11 protein-coding genes are annotated in these 16,176 nt (G+C 73.0%); 8 read left to right on the top strand and 3 right to left on the bottom strand.

Annotated features, from left to right (window positions below):
- The coding region (locus AB0C35_RS31245) for a maltotransferase domain-containing protein (protein ID WP_358463674.1) at positions 1–593 on the bottom strand (593 nt) is incomplete at its 3' end.
- Between the two features lie 342 nt (positions 594–935).
- Between AB0C35_RS31245 and glgP the strand changes: the two genes are divergently transcribed.
- Positions 936–3,536, top strand: coding sequence for an alpha-glucan family phosphorylase (glgP, locus tag AB0C35_RS31250; RefSeq protein ID WP_358463677.1), 2,601 nt, complete (start codon positions 936–938; stop codon positions 3,534–3,536).
- Between the two features lie 28 nt (positions 3,537–3,564).
- Complete coding sequence (locus tag AB0C35_RS31255) at positions 3,565–4,740, top strand: sensor histidine kinase (RefSeq protein WP_358463680.1); 1,176 nt, start codon at positions 3,565–3,567, stop codon at positions 4,738–4,740.
- 94 nt (positions 4,741–4,834) lie between these two features.
- On the opposite strand, the gene AB0C35_RS31260 is transcribed toward AB0C35_RS31255, so the two are convergent.
- Positions 4,835–5,626, bottom strand: a complete 792-nt coding sequence (locus tag AB0C35_RS31260; protein ID WP_358463683.1) for an SWIM zinc finger family protein — start codon at positions 5,624–5,626, stop codon at positions 4,835–4,837.
- A complete protein-coding gene (locus AB0C35_RS31265) occupies positions 5,626–8,640 on the bottom strand; it encodes a DEAD/DEAH box helicase (RefSeq protein ID WP_358464018.1) in 3,015 nt (1,004 codons plus the stop codon). Before AB0C35_RS31265 ends, AB0C35_RS31260 begins: the two co-directional genes overlap by 1 nt.
- Positions 8,641–8,772: 132 nt before the next feature.
- On the opposite strand from AB0C35_RS31265, the gene AB0C35_RS31270 reads away from it, so the two are divergent.
- The 6 genes from AB0C35_RS31270 (at position 8,773) to AB0C35_RS31295 (ending at position 15,903) form a co-directional block, all read left to right on the top strand.
- Positions 8,773–9,555 carry an enoyl-CoA hydratase-related protein gene (locus tag AB0C35_RS31270; RefSeq protein WP_358463686.1) on the top strand — a complete coding sequence of 261 codons (783 nt, stop codon included), beginning with the start codon at positions 8,773–8,775 and terminating at the stop codon, positions 9,553–9,555.
- A 125-nt stretch (positions 9,556–9,680) separates the two neighbouring features.
- Positions 9,681–10,463, top strand: coding sequence for an SDR family oxidoreductase (locus AB0C35_RS31275; protein ID WP_358463689.1), 783 nt, complete (start codon positions 9,681–9,683; stop codon positions 10,461–10,463).
- A gap of 215 nt (positions 10,464–10,678) precedes the next feature.
- A complete protein-coding gene (locus AB0C35_RS31280) occupies positions 10,679–11,629 on the top strand; it encodes an acyl-ACP desaturase (RefSeq protein WP_358463692.1) in 951 nt (316 codons plus the stop codon).
- A gap of 119 nt (positions 11,630–11,748) precedes the next feature.
- Positions 11,749–12,540, top strand: a complete 792-nt coding sequence (locus AB0C35_RS31285; protein ID WP_358463695.1) for a serine/threonine-protein kinase — start codon at positions 11,749–11,751, stop codon at positions 12,538–12,540.
- A gap of 52 nt (positions 12,541–12,592) precedes the next feature.
- Entirely contained in the window at positions 12,593–14,524 is a 1,932-nt protein-coding gene (locus tag AB0C35_RS31290; protein WP_358463698.1) for a serine/threonine-protein kinase, read from the top strand.
- Positions 14,525–14,568: 44 nt separating this feature from the next.
- The gene (locus AB0C35_RS31295; protein ID WP_358463701.1) at positions 14,569–15,903 is read left to right on the top strand and encodes a hypothetical protein; all 1,335 of its coding nucleotides are present in this window, start codon (positions 14,569–14,571) and stop codon (positions 15,901–15,903) included.
- The last annotated feature ends 273 nt before the right edge of the window (positions 15,904–16,176 follow it).

Below are 16,176 nucleotides of genomic sequence, written 5' to 3' on the forward strand. Positions count from 1 at the left end.
GCGCCTTCGGAGCGGGGGAAGAACTCGTACCAGGCGCCGTACAGGGCCCGCTGCCGGTGCACGGCCAGCGGGTACCAGTCGCTGACGGTCAGCAGATCACGCAGCGGGTACCGCACCAGCACGTCCTCGACGTCCGGGTCGGTCACGGCCTCCATGCGGTCGGGGACCGGGACGGTCTCGTCCCCGAGGAGCTTCGCCAGCCGGTCCACGGTGGGCCGGTCCTTGCTGGGGACCGCCTCCGCGGCGCGGGCGAACAGCAGCGACCCTTCGGCGAGCATGAGTTCGACGTCCTGGCCGCGCGGCACCTTGATCTGCGCGTCATGCCACCAGTGCGCAATCGGATCGCCCCACGCCTCCACCCGGAACGACCACGACCCCGTCTCGGTCGGCGTCACCCGAGCCGACCACCGGTCCAGCCCCTGACCGACCTCGCTCATCCGCCGGCCCGGCAGCTCCTCGCCGTCCGGCGTCCGCAGCACCACCGCCGCGCCCAGCATCTCGTGCCCCTCGCGGAACACCGTCGCCGACACCTCGACCGTCTCACCCGCCACCGCCTTGGCCGGCCACCGGCCGCACCCCACCACCGGCGCCACGTCCAGAATCGGAATGCGGCCAAGCCTCGGAATGCCTGTCGTGCTGGACGTTCCGGACTCGACGTGCATGAGCCATCCCCTACCCCTGCGAGACTTCCGAAACATCCCATGCCCGCGAACCGGCGGCTACCGTCCGGTAGTTTCCGATAACTTTGCGTCCCGCCCCGGCGACCGCGGGTGAGTGCCGCCCAACCGGCCCCGATCATGGGAGCTGGCGGCGCGGAAACCCTGTGACCTGGTGAATCGCGCAGTTTCAAGGGCGTCCCTCGGAACGGTCGGGGCGGCGCGGCTCCCCGCCCCGGCTGTCGCACCATCGGAGCACAGCGCATAGCGTGACGTTGTGTGAAGGCAATCCGACGTTTCACGGTACGCACCGTCCTTCCCGGGCCGCTCCGCCAGCTTGAGGAGCTCGTCCTCAACCTGCGCTGGTCCTGGCACCACGAGACGCTCGACCTGTTCCGCGCCGTGGACCCGGCCCTGTGGCAGGCCGTCCACCACGACCCGGTCAGGCTGCTCGGCGAGGTCGCGCCGGAGCGGCTGGCCCGGCTGGCGGAGGACCGGCCGTTCCTGCGCCGGCTGCAGGACACCGCCGAAGACCTGCGCGAGTACCTGACGGCGCCGCGCTGGTACCAGTCGCGCTCGAACGCCGACGCCCCCGCCTGCATCGCCTACTTCTCACCCGAGTACGGCATCACCGCCGCGCTGCCGCAGTACTCCGGCGGCCTCGGCATCCTGGCCGGCGACCACCTGAAGACCGCGAGCGACCTCGGCGTCCCGATCCTCGGCGTCGGGCTGCTGTACCGGCACGGCTACTTCTCGCAGTCGCTGTCGCCGGACGGCTGGCAGCTGGAGCGCTACCCGCCGATCGACCCGAACGGCCTCCCGCTCACCCTGCTGCGCGAGCGGGACGGGACGCCGGTCCGCGTCGTCATCGGCCTCCCGAAGGGCAGGGGCCTGCAGGCCCAGGTGTGGATCGCGCGCGTCGGACGCGTCCCGCAGCTGCTCCTCGACTCCGACGTCGAGGAGAACGACCAGGCCGCGCGGGACGTCACCGACCGGCTGTACGGGGGCGGCGGCGACCACCGGCTGCTGCAGGAGATGCTGCTCGGCATCGGCGGCGTCCGCGCCATCCGCGCGTACTGCCGCATCACCGGGCATCCGGCGCCCGAGGTGTTCCACACCAACGAGGGTCACGCCGGGTTCCTCGGCCTGGAACGCATCCGCGAGCTGGTGTCGGAGGACGGCCTGGCGTTCGACGAGGCGCTGGAGGCGACCCGGGCGGGCACGGTGTTCACCACGCACACGCCCGTCCCGGCCGGCATCGACAGGTTCCCGCGCGAGCTGATCAGCCGGTACTTCGGCGGCGTGAACGAGACGGAGCAGGTCCCCGTCGACCGGGTCCTCGCGCTCGGCGCCGAGGACTACCCCGGCGGCGACCGGACCGTGTTCAACATGGCCGTGATGGGGATGCGGCTGGCGCAGCGCGTCAACGGAGTCAGCGAGCTGCACGGGCAGGTCAGCCGCGAGATGTTCGGCGGGCTGTGGGGCGGCTTCGACACCGCCGAGGTCCCCGTCGGGTCGATCACCAACGGCGTGCACGCCGGTACGTGGGTGGCGCGCGAGGTGCTGGAGCTGGCCGCCCGGGAGCTGCCGTCGGTGATGGAGTCCGGGCGCGGCTGGGAGGGCGTGCGCGCCGTCTCCGAGGCCGAGATCTGGCGGATGCGGAGCCTGCTGCGGCGGCGGCTCGTCCTGGACGCGCGGCGCCGGCTCCGCGAGTCGTGGCGCCAGCGCGGCGCGAGCGAGGCCGAGATCTCCTGGATCGACGACGCCCTCGACCCGGACGTCCTGACGATCGGGTTCGCGCGGCGCGTCCCGTCCTACAAGCGGCTGACGCTGATGATGAGCGACCCGGACCGGCTCCGCTCGATCCTGCTGCACCCGGACCGCCCCGTGCAGATCGTCATCGCGGGGAAGGCGCACCCGGCCGACGAGGGTGGCAAGCGGCTGATCCAGGACATCGTGCGGTTCGCCGGTGAGGAGGACGTCCGGCACCGGATCGTGTTCCTGCCCGACTACGACATGGCGCTCGGGCAGCTCATGGTGCAGGGCTGCGACGTGTGGATGAACAACCCGCTGCGCCCGCTGGAGGCGTGCGGCACGTCCGGGATGAAGGCGGCGCTGAACGGCGCGCTGAACCTGTCGATCCGCGACGGCTGGTGGGACGAGTGGTACGACGGCCAGAACGGCTGGGCGATCCCGTCCGCCGACGGCCTCGCCGCACCCGACCGGCGCGACGAGCTGGAGGCCGCCGCGCTGTACGAGCTGATCCAGGACCACGTCTCGGTCACCTTCTACGACCGTGACTCGGCCGGGCTGCCGCGCCGATGGCTGGAGATGGTCAAGCACACCATCGTCACCCTCGGCCCGAAGGTGCTGGCGTCCCGGATGCTGCGCGACTACGTCGAGGAGCTCTACATCCCCGCCGCCGTGTCCGAGCGCTTCATGGTCGCCGACAAGTTCGCGGGGGCGCGGACGCTGGCGGCGTGGAAGAGGCGGGTCCGGGACGCGTGGCCGGGCGTCGCCGTCGAGCATGTCGAGTCCAACGGGGAGGAGAGCCCGCAGGTCGGCGCGCGGTTGTCGGTGCGGGTCGTCGTCGACCTCGGCGGCCTCGACCCAGGCGACGTCGCCGTGGAGGCCGTCTACGGCCGGGTGGACGACTCCGACGCGCTGATCGACCCGTCCCATCTGGAGCTGGACCGGAGCGGCTCGGCGGAGGACGGCCGCATCCGGTACGCCGGGGAGGTCCCGCTGGGACGCAGCGGCGCGTTCGGGTACAGCGTCCGGGTCGTGCCGAGGCATCCGCTGCTGTCGGGCCGGGCGGAGATGGGCCTCGTGGCGCTGCCGCCCGCCCCGCGGGGCATGACGAACGGCGACCTGCGCTAGACCGTCTCGCCCCTGGCAGGATGGACGGGTGCGAACATCGGGACTGCGGGACGGCGGTGTCGCGCGGGCCCTGCGATGGCCGCCGCGCGGCCGCCACGCCGATGTGCTCCTGGTCCTGGGGTGCCTGCTCCTGTCGACCCTCAGCGTCCTGCCGGAGGAGAAGGACGACCGCGCCCTCCTGCCCGCCGGGGGCTGGACCATGCTGGTCATCGCCTGCTCGGCGCTGTACTTCCGCCGCCGCTACCCCGTCCCCGTGGCGGCCGTCACGCTCGTCGCGTGCGGCCTCTACTACCCGCTGACGGAGCCCGACGGCCTGCTCATCGTCACGTTCGCCATCGCCCTGTACACGGCGGCGGCGGAAGGGCACCTGGGGGCGGCCGTCGTCCTGGCGGGCCTCGCGCTGGCCGCGACCGCCTACGGCAACCGCGGCGACGCCAGCCACATCGAGGACGCGGCCGGCTTCCTGCTCGTCGGATGGTTCGTCGCGGTCATCGCGATCGGCGGCGTCGTCCGCAACCGGCGCGCCTACCTGCGGGAGTCGGAGGAGCGCGCCCGCGTCGCCGAACGCGGCCGCGAGCTGGAGGCGCGGCGCCGCGCCATCGAGGAACGGCTCCGCATCGCCCGCGAACTGCACGACGTCCTCGGCCACAACATCTCGCTGATCAACGTGCAGGCCACTGCGGCGCTGCACGGCCTGCGCCGCGAGCCGGAACGCGCCGAGGACGCCCTCACCGCCATCAAGCAGGCCAGCAAGGACACCCTCCGCGAGATGCGCGCCACCCTAGGCGTCCTGCGGCAGGTCGACGAGGCCGCGCCCGTCACCCCGCCCCCGGGCCTGGCCCGGCTGGACGAGCTGACCGACGGCATCGCCGCCGCCGGGCTCACCGTCCGGACCGAGGTCGAAGGCGAGCCCCGCACCCTGCCCGCGGAGACCGACCTGGCCGCGTACCGCATCGTCCAGGAGGCCCTCACCAACGTGGCCCGCCACTCCAACGCCACCACCGCCGCCGTCCGCATCAGCTACGCCGGCTCCGACGTGACCGTCCACGTGGACGACGACGGCGACACGGCCGCGGCCGGGGCCTCACAGGACGGCAGCGGCATCCGCGGCATGCGCGACCGCGCCAAGGCGCTCGGCGGCGACTTCGACGCCGGCCCCCGCCCCGAGGGCGGCTTCACCGTCCGCGCCCGCCTCCCCGCCTAGACCGCGTCCCCGCCGCCCGCCGGCTGGCCCGGTCAGCGCCCGGACGATCTACGGGACACGCCGTAGCGCCTCGCCCGCTGGTGCGACCGGAACGTCAGCGGGACTGATCGCCGTCGTCGTCCTGGCCGGCGAGGGCCTGGTAGACCGGGGCGAGGACGTCGGGCAGGGTACGGCGGCGGATCTTGACCGGTGGGGGAGTGGCCACCTGGAGGACAAAGCCGGGCGGGACCGGAGGTGCGGCCGGGCGGTCGCGGAGATGGGCCATGCCCGACGGCGGCGTCCAGAAGCCGGCGGCCGTGAGCGGTTCGTCCTCCATGTCGAGAGGATCGGGTTCGGTCTCGGTGCCGCGTCGCAGTGCCGCCAGGAGCTGGTCCCTGCCTCGCCCGTTCCACTGGAGGATGAGGAACGGGTCGTCGTCGAACGCCTCGGCCAGCAGGTACAGGACGGCCGCGGCGTGCTTGCACGGGTCGCCCCAGTCGGGGCAGTCGCACATCAGGTGCAGGTCGGACGCCGACCCGGGGAAGAGCGCGAGGCCCAGCTCCGCGAAGACCCATTCGATCTCCGGCGGCATCTCCCCGGCCAGCAGGCGGGCGCGGAACACCGCGCGGGACGCCAGTTCCTTCTCGACGGCCCTCCAGTCCGCCTCGCCGATCGCCTCGATGCCGAGGGCCACCTCGTACGGGTCCGGTGCCGAGCCGTGCACTTTCGCGGTCACCTCGTGCGGCGCGACCCTCAGGTCGAACACCATGCCCTTGCGCGCGTACGTCCGGCCGCGTGACAGGCGGCCCTTGTCGGCGAACGATTCGAGGAGGTCGATGAAGCGGCGGGACCACCACTGCGAGCCGATCGAGCCGCGTTTGGTGCGGGCCTTGATGCCCTCGTCCATCAGTCGCTCACCGCCTCCGGCGACAGGCGCAGGACGTCGCGCAGCTCGGCGACCGAGAGCTCGGTGAGCCAGTCCTCGCCGGTGCCGACGATCGACTCGGCCAGGGCCTTCTTGCGCTCGATCATCTCGTCGACGCGCTCCTCCATCGTCCCGACGCAGATGAACTTGCGGACCTGGACGTTGCGGGTCTGCCCGATGCGGAACGCGCGGTCGGTGGCCTGGTCCTCGACGGCCGGGTTCCACCAGCGGTCGACATGGACGACATGGTTGGCGGCGGTCAGCGTCAGGCCCGTCCCGGCTGCCTTGAGGGACAGCAGGAAGATCGCGGGCTCGTCGTCCTCCTGGAACCGCTGGACGAGGTCGTCCCGCCCTTGCTTGGACGTCCCGCCGTGCAGCCACAGCACGGGGCGCTCCAGGCGTGCGGCCAGGTAGGGCTGGAGCATCGAGCCGAAGGCGGCGTACTGGGTGAAGACCAGGGCCTTCTCTCCCTGCTCCAGGACCTCGGCGCAGATCTCTTCGAGGCGTTCGAGCTTGCCGGAGCGGCCGGGGAGCCGGGAGCCGTCCTTGAGCAGCTGCGCCGGATGGTTGCAGACCTGCTTCAGCTTGGCCATCGTCGCCAGGACGAGCCCGCGCCGCTTCGCCTCCTCCGCCTCGGCGATCTGCTGGAGCATGTCGTCCACGGTCGCCTGGTACAGCGATGCCTGCTCGGTGGTGAGGTTGCAGTAGACCTTGATCTCCTGCTTCTCCGGCAGATCCGAGATGATCGACTTGTCGGTCTTGAGGCGGCGGAGGATGAACGGCTGCGTCGCCCGCTTCAACGCGACGGCCGCCTGCTCGTCGCCCTCCCGCTCGATCGGTATGGCGAACCGCTGCCGGAACGCGCTGCGCGGGCCGAGCAGCCCCGGGTTGGCGAACTCCATGATCGACCACAGTTCGGTCAGATGGTTCTCCACCGGCGTGCCGGTGAGCGCGATCCGCGTCCGTGCCGGGATGCTCCGCACGGCCCTGGCCTGCCGCGTCCCGCTGTTCTTGAGCGCCTGCGCCTCGTCGCAGACGATCCGCCCCCACTCGGACTGCGCGAGGGTCTCCGCGTCCCGTGCGGCCGTCCCGTAGGTCGTCAGCACCAGATCGGCGCCCGCGACGGCCTGGGCGAGGTCGTCGCCGCGATGCCGCCCCGTCCCGTGATGGACGTACACGCGCAGCTTGGGCGTGAACCGTCCCGCCTCCCGCTGCCAGTTCCCCACCAGCGACATCGGCAGGATCGCCAGAGTCGGGTCGGGACGGGCGCCGTTCTCCCTTTCGTGGATGAGCAGCGACAGGACGGAGATCGTTTTCCCGAGCCCCATATCGTCCGCAAGCAGGGCACCTAGCCCCAAACCGTTCATGAAGGTCAGCCAGGCGAGGCCGCGTTCCTGGTAGGGCCGTAGTTCCGCGTCGAGTTCATCGGGGGTGCCCATCGGGGCGAGGCGGCGGTCGGCCTCGCCGGAGAGGAGGTCGCCGAGGGGGCCGCCCGCGTCCACCCCGGTGAGGGGGAGGGCGTCATCGTCGGCGTGGATGACCGCGCGGATCGCCTCGGCGGCGGTCATCCGGCCGCGGCGCGGTTGGCGGAGGAAGTCGAGGGCCGCTTCCAGTTGCCGTTCGTCCAGCTCGACCCACTGGCCGCGCAGCCGGACGAGCGGCGTCTTCAGGCGGGCCAGCTCCTCCAGTTCGGCCTCGTCGATGCTGTCGTCGCCGATGGCCAGGTCCCAGCGGAAGTCGACCATGGCCTTCATGTCGAAGCCCGACGCCGCGGCCGCCCCCGAGGACGCCTCCGGGTCTTCGCTGCGGGTGGTGAGCTTCATGCCGAGCTTCGCCTTGCCCGCCCACTGGGGGAGCAGGACGCCGAAGCCCGCCGCGGCCAGCATCGGGGCGGCCTGGCGGAGGAAACGGAACGCGCCGGCGGTGTCGAGGACCAGCTCGTCCGGTGCGGGGCCGTCCAGCGAAGGGGCCATGTCGGGGAACAGGCGCAGCGCGCGGCCGAGGCCGGCGAGGAGCGTCTCCTCGGCGTCCGGGATCGACGTCGCCTCACCCGCCCACACCATGGTCGCCGGCACGTAGAGGCTCGGGTCGTCGGTGCCCTGAAGGGCGAACTCGACCCGCCAGGAGTCGTCGTCCTCGGGTTTGCCGGCGAGTTCCTCGTCCTCCACGTCCCACTGCTCCGCGCCCGGCTCGGCGAGGCGGAAGCAGACGCGCAGCGGGCCGGACGGGCGGCGCGCGGCGGCGGCCCACGCGTCCAGTTCGGCGATCAGATCGCCGGGGTCGTCGCGCGGCTCGCGGGCGACCTGCGGGGACGGCCCGGTCAGCGCCGCCACCCAGCGTTCGGCCAGCGGCAGCCGGTCGGGGACCTTGCGGCGCGACACCAGCAGCGGATGCGGCACCACGCCCCGGACGGCGGTGTCGACCAGGCCGGACAGCGCCTCGCGCAGCACCGCGCCGGCGGGACGTCCGCCATCGGCGGCGCGGCACGCGGCGGGCATGGCGCGGGCCAGCGCGCGGAACCGGGCCGGATCGTCGATCACCGGACGCCAGCGGGCCACGAGCTCGCCGTCCTCGCGCAGCAGCGCGGGCAGCACCTGGCCGCGCCCGGTGAGATGGACGGCCTCGTCGGCGATCATGCACAGGAAGCGCAGGTCGGTGCCGGGGATCACGTCGGCGCCGTGCTCGGCGGCCTGGAGCAGCGCCATCGCCGGGAACGGCTCCAGGACCAGCGCCGGGACCTGCCACGGCCGCAGTTCGGGCTCGTCCCGCACCGGCTGGGGGCCCAGCTCCGCCGACGGCAGCGGATGGCCGCCGAGCGTCGGCAGCGACAGCGCCAGCTCGACGCGGAACGCGGTGCGGACGAGCGGCTCATAGGACGTGCCGGTGAAATCGCAGGTCGCGAAGGGGTGGACGTCCGGTGAAGGCTCGTGGGGGCCGGTGCGTTCGGCCCAGAGGCAGAGCGCACCGCCATGCCAGGTGGCGTGGGCGACGAGCATGGTCACCGAAGTTATCAGCCACCTCTGACGTCCCGGCGCATGACAGCCGTGACTCGGGGCGCCGCCCGTCACCGGGGCACGGCCCCTGGTTAGGCTCGACACGTTCCGCCGCCGAGTTTCAGGAGGGTCGCCGTGGGCGAGTTCGTACGGGTCGAGGTCGAGGACGGGATCGCGACGATCAGGCTGGACCGTCCGAAGATGAACGCCCTGAACGCCCAGATGCAGCGGGACCTGATCGACGCGGCCCGGGAGGTGACGCAGGACGAGGCGGTCGGCGCCGTCGTCCTGTACGGCGGGGAGAAGGTGTTCGCGGCCGGCGCGGACATCAAGGAGATGGCCCCGATGTCGTACGCGCAGATGTCGGCGGGCCACTCGCGGCTGCTGCAGGACTTCGCCAAGGCGCTCGCCGGGATCCCGAAGCCGGTCATCGCCGCGATCACCGGGTACGCGCTGGGCGGCGGCCTCGAAGTGGCGCTGACCGCCGACTTCCGGGTCGCGGGCGAGGGCGCGAAGGTGGGGCAGCCGGAGATCCAGCTCGGCATCATCCCCGGCGCGGGCGGCACGCAGCGGCTGTCGCGGCTGGTCGGGCCGTCCAAGGCCAAGGACCTGATCTTCTCCGGGCGGCACGTCGCGGCCGCCGAGGCCCTCGCCCTGGGGCTCGTCGACCGGGTCGTCCCGGACGCCGACGTCTACACGGCCGCGAAGGAGTGGGCGGCGAGCTTCGTCGGCGGCCCGGCGATCGCGCTGCGCGCCGCCAAGCAGGCCATCAACGCGGGCCTTGAGGTCGACCTCGACACCGGCCTGGAGATCGAGCGCACCCAGTTCGCCGCCCTGTTCGCCACCGAGGACCAGGCCGCCGGCATGAAGAGCTTCATGGAGGAGGGCCCCGGCAAGGCGAAGTTCACGGGCCGCTGACGGCCCGCTCCCGCGCGTCCAGGACTGACGTCCGCGGGATGCCGGAAACTTGGGGGCTGAAACGTTACGTGTGTTTTTGGGTGTGCTGCCCGGGGTTGTGGAGATCGGCCGCTAGCATCCCCGCCATGCGACACGCGTACCGAACCGCGCTCGTGACGGGCGCGTCCAGCGGCATCGGCGAGAGCTTCGCCCGCCTTCTGGCCGGCCGCGGCACCGATCTGGTGATCGTGGCGCGCCGGGCCGAGCTGCTGGACGGGCTGGCCCGCGAGCTCGTCGAGCGGTACCGGGTCGCCGTGGAGGTGGTGGCGGCCGACCTCACCGACCCCGGGCAGCGTGCGGAGGTCGAGGGGCGGCTGCGCGCCGACCCGGTCGAGCTGCTGGTCAACAACGCCGGTTACGGCGCTTTTGGAGCGTTCGCCGAGCTGCCGCTGGACGACCATCTCGCGCAGATCGAACTCAACGTGACCGGGCTCGTGCGGCTCACCCACGCCGCCGTGCCGGGGATGGTCGAGCGCGGCCGGGGCGGGGTGCTGAACGTCGCGTCCATGGCGGGGTTCGCCCCGTCGCCCGGGAGCGCGACGTACGGGGCGACCAAGGCGTACGTCGCGGCGTTCTCCGAGAGCCTGCACTCGGAGGTCGCGGGCAAGGGCGTCCACGTGACGGCGCTGTGCCCCGGGTTCACGCGCACCGAGGACGAGCCGCCCGGCGCGCACGGCCCGTCCAACCTGCTGTGGCTGCGGCGCGACGACGTGGCGAGCGCAGGGCTGGACGCGGTGTCGGCCGGCCGCGCGCTGTGCATCCCCGGGATGCAGTACAAGGCGGCGTTCCCGGCGCTGAAGCTGGTCCCGAGGCCGCTGCTCAGGGCCGCGGTGAACCGCATGTGGCAGCAGGCCGCCGACACGCGGTGACCGCGGCGGGTGAGCGGGGTCACGCCGCTTTTGCTCGGATCTACAAAACTCGCCGCGGGTTGATTGTCGCGGCGCTGACTTGACGCACCTCGTGCCGAGTGGCGACGATCGAACCTACGCTTGAGTAGGTTGTGAACGGCCTGCTGGGCGGCCCACTCGTGCCGCGGGCGCGGCGGCACCGTCCGGCAAGACCACTCGTCCAGCGAAGGAACCGCATGTCCGTGACCCCCGAAGATAAGTTCCAGACCGGCCTGCTGATCGACCTCGAGCCGGTGGTCGAGACGGAGCTGAACCGGCACCTGTCGATGGCCAAGGAATGGTTCCCGCACCAGTACGTCCCCTGGAGCGAGGGCCGCGACTTCGACGGGCCGCTGGGCGGCGAGCCCTGGTCCCTGGAGCAGTCGAAGCTGAGCGTCGAGGCGCGCGAGTCGCTCATCGTCAACCTGCTCACCGAGGACAACCTCCCCGGCTACCACCGCGCCATCGCCACCGTGTACGGCCGCGAGGGCGCCTGGGGCACCTGGGTCGACCGGTGGACGGCCGAGGAGAACCGGCACGGCATCGCCCTGCGCGACTACCTCATGGCGACCCGCGCGGTCGACCCGATCGCGCTTGAGCGGGCGCGCATGCACCACATGGAGGCCGGCTACGAGGCCGACCACGGCGACTCGTTCCTGCACGGGACGGCGTACGTGTCGTTCCAGGAGCTCGCCACCCGCGTCTCGCACCGCAACACCGGCAGGGCGTCCGGCGACCCCGTCTGCGAGCAGATGATGACCCGCATCGCCGCCGACGAGAACCTCCACATGATCTTCTACCGGAACCTGATGGGCGCCGCGATGGAGGCCGCCCCGAACGAGACGATGCGGGCGATCACCGACGTCGTGACGACGTTCCACATGCCCGGCCACAGCATCGACGGCTTCATGCGCAAGTCCGTCGTCATCGCCAACGCCGGCATCTACGACCTGCGGCTGCACCACGATGACGTGCTCGTCCCGGTGCTGCGCAAGTGGAACGTGTTCGACCGCACCGACCTTTCCGGCGACGGCGACAAGGCCCGCGAGGAGCTCTCCGAGTTCCTGGCGCAGCTCGACGCGTCCGCCACGAAGTTCGAGACCCGCCGCGAGGAGCGCCGGGCCCGCCGGGCCGCCCGCGAAGGCTGATTCTCAGCCCTTCCCGGAGTTCCCGGGGGTCGTCCCGTGGGCGGAACACAGGGAACGCGAGGCCGTTTTCTGGCGTCAAAAGGGACATGGGGACACATCGGCGACTGGGCGGGTATCGGTTGCTGGACGAGATCGGCCGGGGCAGCACCGCGGTGGTGTACCTGGCGATGGATCCCCGCGGCCGGGAGGTCGCGGTGAAGGAGCTGAGTCCGGAGCTGGCGGGGGAGCCGGAGGCCGTCAGCCGGCTGGCGCGGGAGATGTCGGCGCAGGCGCGGGTCCGCAGCGCGTACGTGGCGCGGCTGCTCGGCGGCGAGGTCGCGGCCGAACGGCCGCACGTGGCCATGGAGTACGTGCCCGGCTGCCCGCTGAACGACCTCGTCTCGGCGTACGGGCCGATGCGGCGCGACCGGCTCGTCCGGTTCGCGCGGCGGCTGGCGCTCGCGCTGGGGGACGTCCACGACGCGGGCGTGCTGCACCGCGACGTCGCGCCCGGCAACGTGATCGTGATGGGCGACCGGCCGACGCTGATCGACTTCGGGATCGCGCACGAGTCCGGCGCCGAGCAGATCACCAAGCGCGGGATGGTCGTGGGGACGCCCGCCTACCTGGCGCCGGAGCTGATCGAGGGGGAGCGCGCCACCGCGGCGTCGGACGTGTTCTCGTGGGCGGCGACGGTCGCATACGCCGCGACGGGCAGGCCGCCGTTCGGGCGGGGTTCGCTGCACGGGGTGTGCTTCCGGATCCTGCGCGGCCAGGCCGATCTCGACGGCGTCCCGGAGCGGATGGCGGGGCTGCTGCGGGCGGCGTTCCGGCGCGACCCGTCCGCGCGCCCGCCCGCGCGCTGGTTCGCCGGGGCGCTCGCGGACGGCGACGGCGCGGCCGTCAAGGGCGACGGCGCGGCGGCCGCCTGATGCGCGATTGGATCTTCCCGTCCGGATCGGCGAGGGTAGGGTTTCGGAAACGATGAAGGGAGCTGTCACGTCCGGGGACCGAATCGGCCACTACAGCGTTCTTCAGACCCTCGGCGAAGGGGGCATGGGCGTCGTCTACCTCGGCGCCGACTCCGAAGGGCGCAACGTGGCCATCAAGGTGCTGCGGCCCGCGGTCGCGGGGGACGCCACGGCGCGTCGCCGGCTGGCCCGCGAGGTCGATTCGATGCGCCGGGTGCACAGCCCGCACGTCGCCGAGATCCTCGACGCCGACGTGACGGCCGACCAGCCCTACATCGTGACCCAGTACGTGCCCGGCCGGACGCTGGAGGAGATCGTCGAGGAGGCCGGGCCGATCTACGGGCCCGGGCTGCAGCGGCTCGGGGTCGGGCTGGCGTCGGCGCTGTCGGCGATCCACGGCGCGGGGATCGTGCACCGGGACATGAAGCCCGGCAACGTGATGCTCGTGGACGGCGAGCCCGTCGTGATCGACTTCGGCATCGCGCAGGCCGCGGACGCCACGCGGCTGACCGCGACCGGAATGGTGATCGGCACCCCGGGCTATCTGGCCCCGGAGATCATCGAGGGTGAGGACGCGGGCCCGCCGTCGGACGTGCACGCCTGGGCCGGCACGGTCGCCTACGCCGCGACGGGACGCCCGCCGTTCGGCTCCGGCACCTTCGAGTCGATCTTCTACAAGATCATGCAGGGGACGCCGGACCTGGGCGGCGTGCCCGACGCGATGATGCCCGTGCTGCGGTCGGCGATGGCGCGGAACCCGGCCGAGCGTCCCACCGCGGTCAACCTGGTGCAGCTCACCCGGCGGATCCACATCGAAGCCACCATCACCGACCAGACCCGGGTCGACCAGCACTACTCGCCCGGCTCGTCGCAGCCGGTGGAGGAGCCCGCGCCCGACCACTCCCGGATGTTCTCCATGCCGGTGGCCGCTCCGCCGCCGCAGGACGCCCCGGCGCGTCCCACCACCCCGGGCTCGACCGCGATCCCGGCGCCCGCGTCGGCGCCGACGCCCGCACCGGCCCCGGCACAACCCAGCGACTTCGTGGGGCAGCTGCCGCCGGCGGCGCCACCGCCCGTCCCGCCGCCGGGCCCCGCCCCCTACAAGGCGGGGGAGCAGTTCCAAGGACGCGGCTACGCGCCGCAGGACCCCTACGCCCAGGGCGGATACCCGCCGCAGTACGCGCCGCCGCCGAACCAGCCACCACCGAACCAGCCACCACAGGGCGCACTTCAGCGCGGCCCGGGGCCGGGGCCGTACGACCAGCGGGCACAGGACGCGCAGCGCCGCGCCGACGCGGCTCGGGGCCCGGAGACCCGCGGGGACAAGGACCGCCGCAAGCCCTACGGCTGGTACCGGGTGCTCAGCTTCATCGTCCTGGTGGCGCTGCTCGGGTTCGCCAACATCGTGCCGCTGCTCGCACTCTTGGTCACCATCGGCGGCGTGCTCGTCCTGCGGATGGCGGACAAGGCCGCCAAGGGCATGGAGGGCCGCCAGACGCGGCGGGGCCCGCGCTCGGGCGACGCGGTCGCGGCGGCGTTCCGGACGCCGCTGCACCTGCCGGGCGCGGTGATGTCCACGGTCCTGTGGACGTCGCTCAGCGTCATGGCGGGGATGATCCTGCTCGGCGTGCTGATCTTCGCCAAGTCCGACATGACCGCCTCGAAGGCCATCGCCTACTCCGCCATGGCGGTGATCGGGCTGCTGTGCCTCGCGCCGGGCAGCGGCGCGCCCCGGCGGCAGCTGGCCCGGATCTGGGGCGCGCTGCTGCCGCGCGCCGAGGCCGCGCTCGCCGGCGCCCTCATCCTGGGCGTCTTCGCCGCGGTGCTGGTCGTGATGTCCCAGGAGGGGCCGCCCGACACCACCCCGCTGGACGGGATGAGCCAGGACCTGGAGGGCCTGCGCGCCGACGTCCGCGAACTCGTCTCCGGCATACCGGGCATGTAGCGGCAACGGCCGGTACGGTCCGGTCGGTAGGGTGGCGACCCATTATGAGCGGCGAAACGAGCCACCAAGAGCACATCGGCCCCTACAGGCTGCTGTCCCGGCTGGGGCCCGGGAACGGTGCCGTCCATCGTGCCGCCGGGCCCGACGGGCGCGACGTGGCGATCAGGCTTCTCCCCCCGGGCGCGGCGCCCGACATCGCGCGGATGCGCGACGTGCTCAGCCCCTACGTGGTGGACGTCCTGGACGGCGACGCCGCCGCGCCCACCCCTTACGTCGTGTCCCGGTTCGTTCCGGGGCGGCCGCTGGGGGAGACGGTCGCCGAGCAGGGCCCGGTGCCGGGTGACGCGCTGCGCCGGCTGGCGTTCGGTCTGGCCAAGGCCCTCGCGGCCATCCACCGGGCCGGCCTCGTGCACGGCGAACTCGGGCCCGGGACGATCCTGGTCGTGGACGACGCGCCCGTCGTCATCGACTTCGGGCTGACCGCCGGCGCCACGGCGGCGGACGACGTCCGGTCGTGGGCCGCGACCGTGGCGTTCGCCGCCGCCGGCGCGCACGCGGCCGACCCCGGCTCGCCGCCCCTGGACGCGCTGCCCGACGACCTGCGCCCGCTGGTCGAGGCCGCCGCGGACCTCGATGCCGGTACCCGCCCGGATGTGGCCGAGCTGGTGGAGGCGACGTCCCGGCTGGAGCTGCCGTCCGCGCCGGCCACCCGTTCCGGCCCCCCTCTGTCCTCCGAGGCCGTGCCCGCACCTGCACCCGCGCCCGCGCCCGGACCCACGCCCGCAGCCGCGTCACCGGATGCGGCGGGGACGCCGGGGACGGCTGGCGGGGCCCATGGGCTGGCCGTGGCGCGGGGCTGGGCCCGGCTGCTCGCGGCGATGGTCGTGGTGATCGCGGTCGCCCTGGTGGTCATCGCGCCGATCGCGGGGCTCGTCCTCTCGCTGGGCGCGGTGACGCTGCTGCGGGTGGCGGGCACGACGGCGCGGGGCTGGGCGTGGGCGTTCGGCCGGACGCTGCTGACCGTCCCGTACGCGGCGGCGTTCACGGTCGCCGTCCCGCTCGGGCTCGTCGCGGTGTCGGCGGTGGGCGGGGAGATCGACTCGCTCAGCGCCGCCGCGTTCGGCGCCGGGGCGGGGGCGGCGGTGCTGTGGACGGCGCCGGGCGTCAGCGGCCCGCGGCGGCAGCTGGAGCGGATGTTCCTGTCGGCGGCGCGGCGGCCGCGGCACATCGCGGCGGCGGGCACCGTCCTCGCCGGCCTGGCCCTGGTCGCGGTGGTCGGGGCCCTGACGCTCACGCCGAGTTTCTCGCCGATGTACGGGCTGCAGAGCTCGGTGGAGGGCACCATGGACCGCCTGCAGACCGCCGTCAACCGGTTCTGAGACGTGAAGTGCGTCACGCCGCATTCGGGACGCGGTGGATGCCGCGAATCCCGCGGCCACGTGGGTAAGGTCTCACGAGCTGGGACTTGCCAGTATGCTACTCGCAAGTAACATTTGTGGTGCACGGCCCTATCAGGGACCCGGCTCCGAAGCACGTTCGGGTGTTTGGCAGGCTGTGACTTCGAAAAAGCATGTCCGCGTCGACCCGCCATGGGCGGCGCCCCTCCGCCGCTTAACTCGGCGGCCAACTGAGTGCAGGGAGGTCGGCCACCG

The sequence above is a fragment of the Spirillospora sp. NPDC048819 genome, from assembly GCF_040650055.1.
Lineage (GTDB): Bacteria > Actinomycetota > Actinomycetes > Streptosporangiales > Streptosporangiaceae > Spirillospora.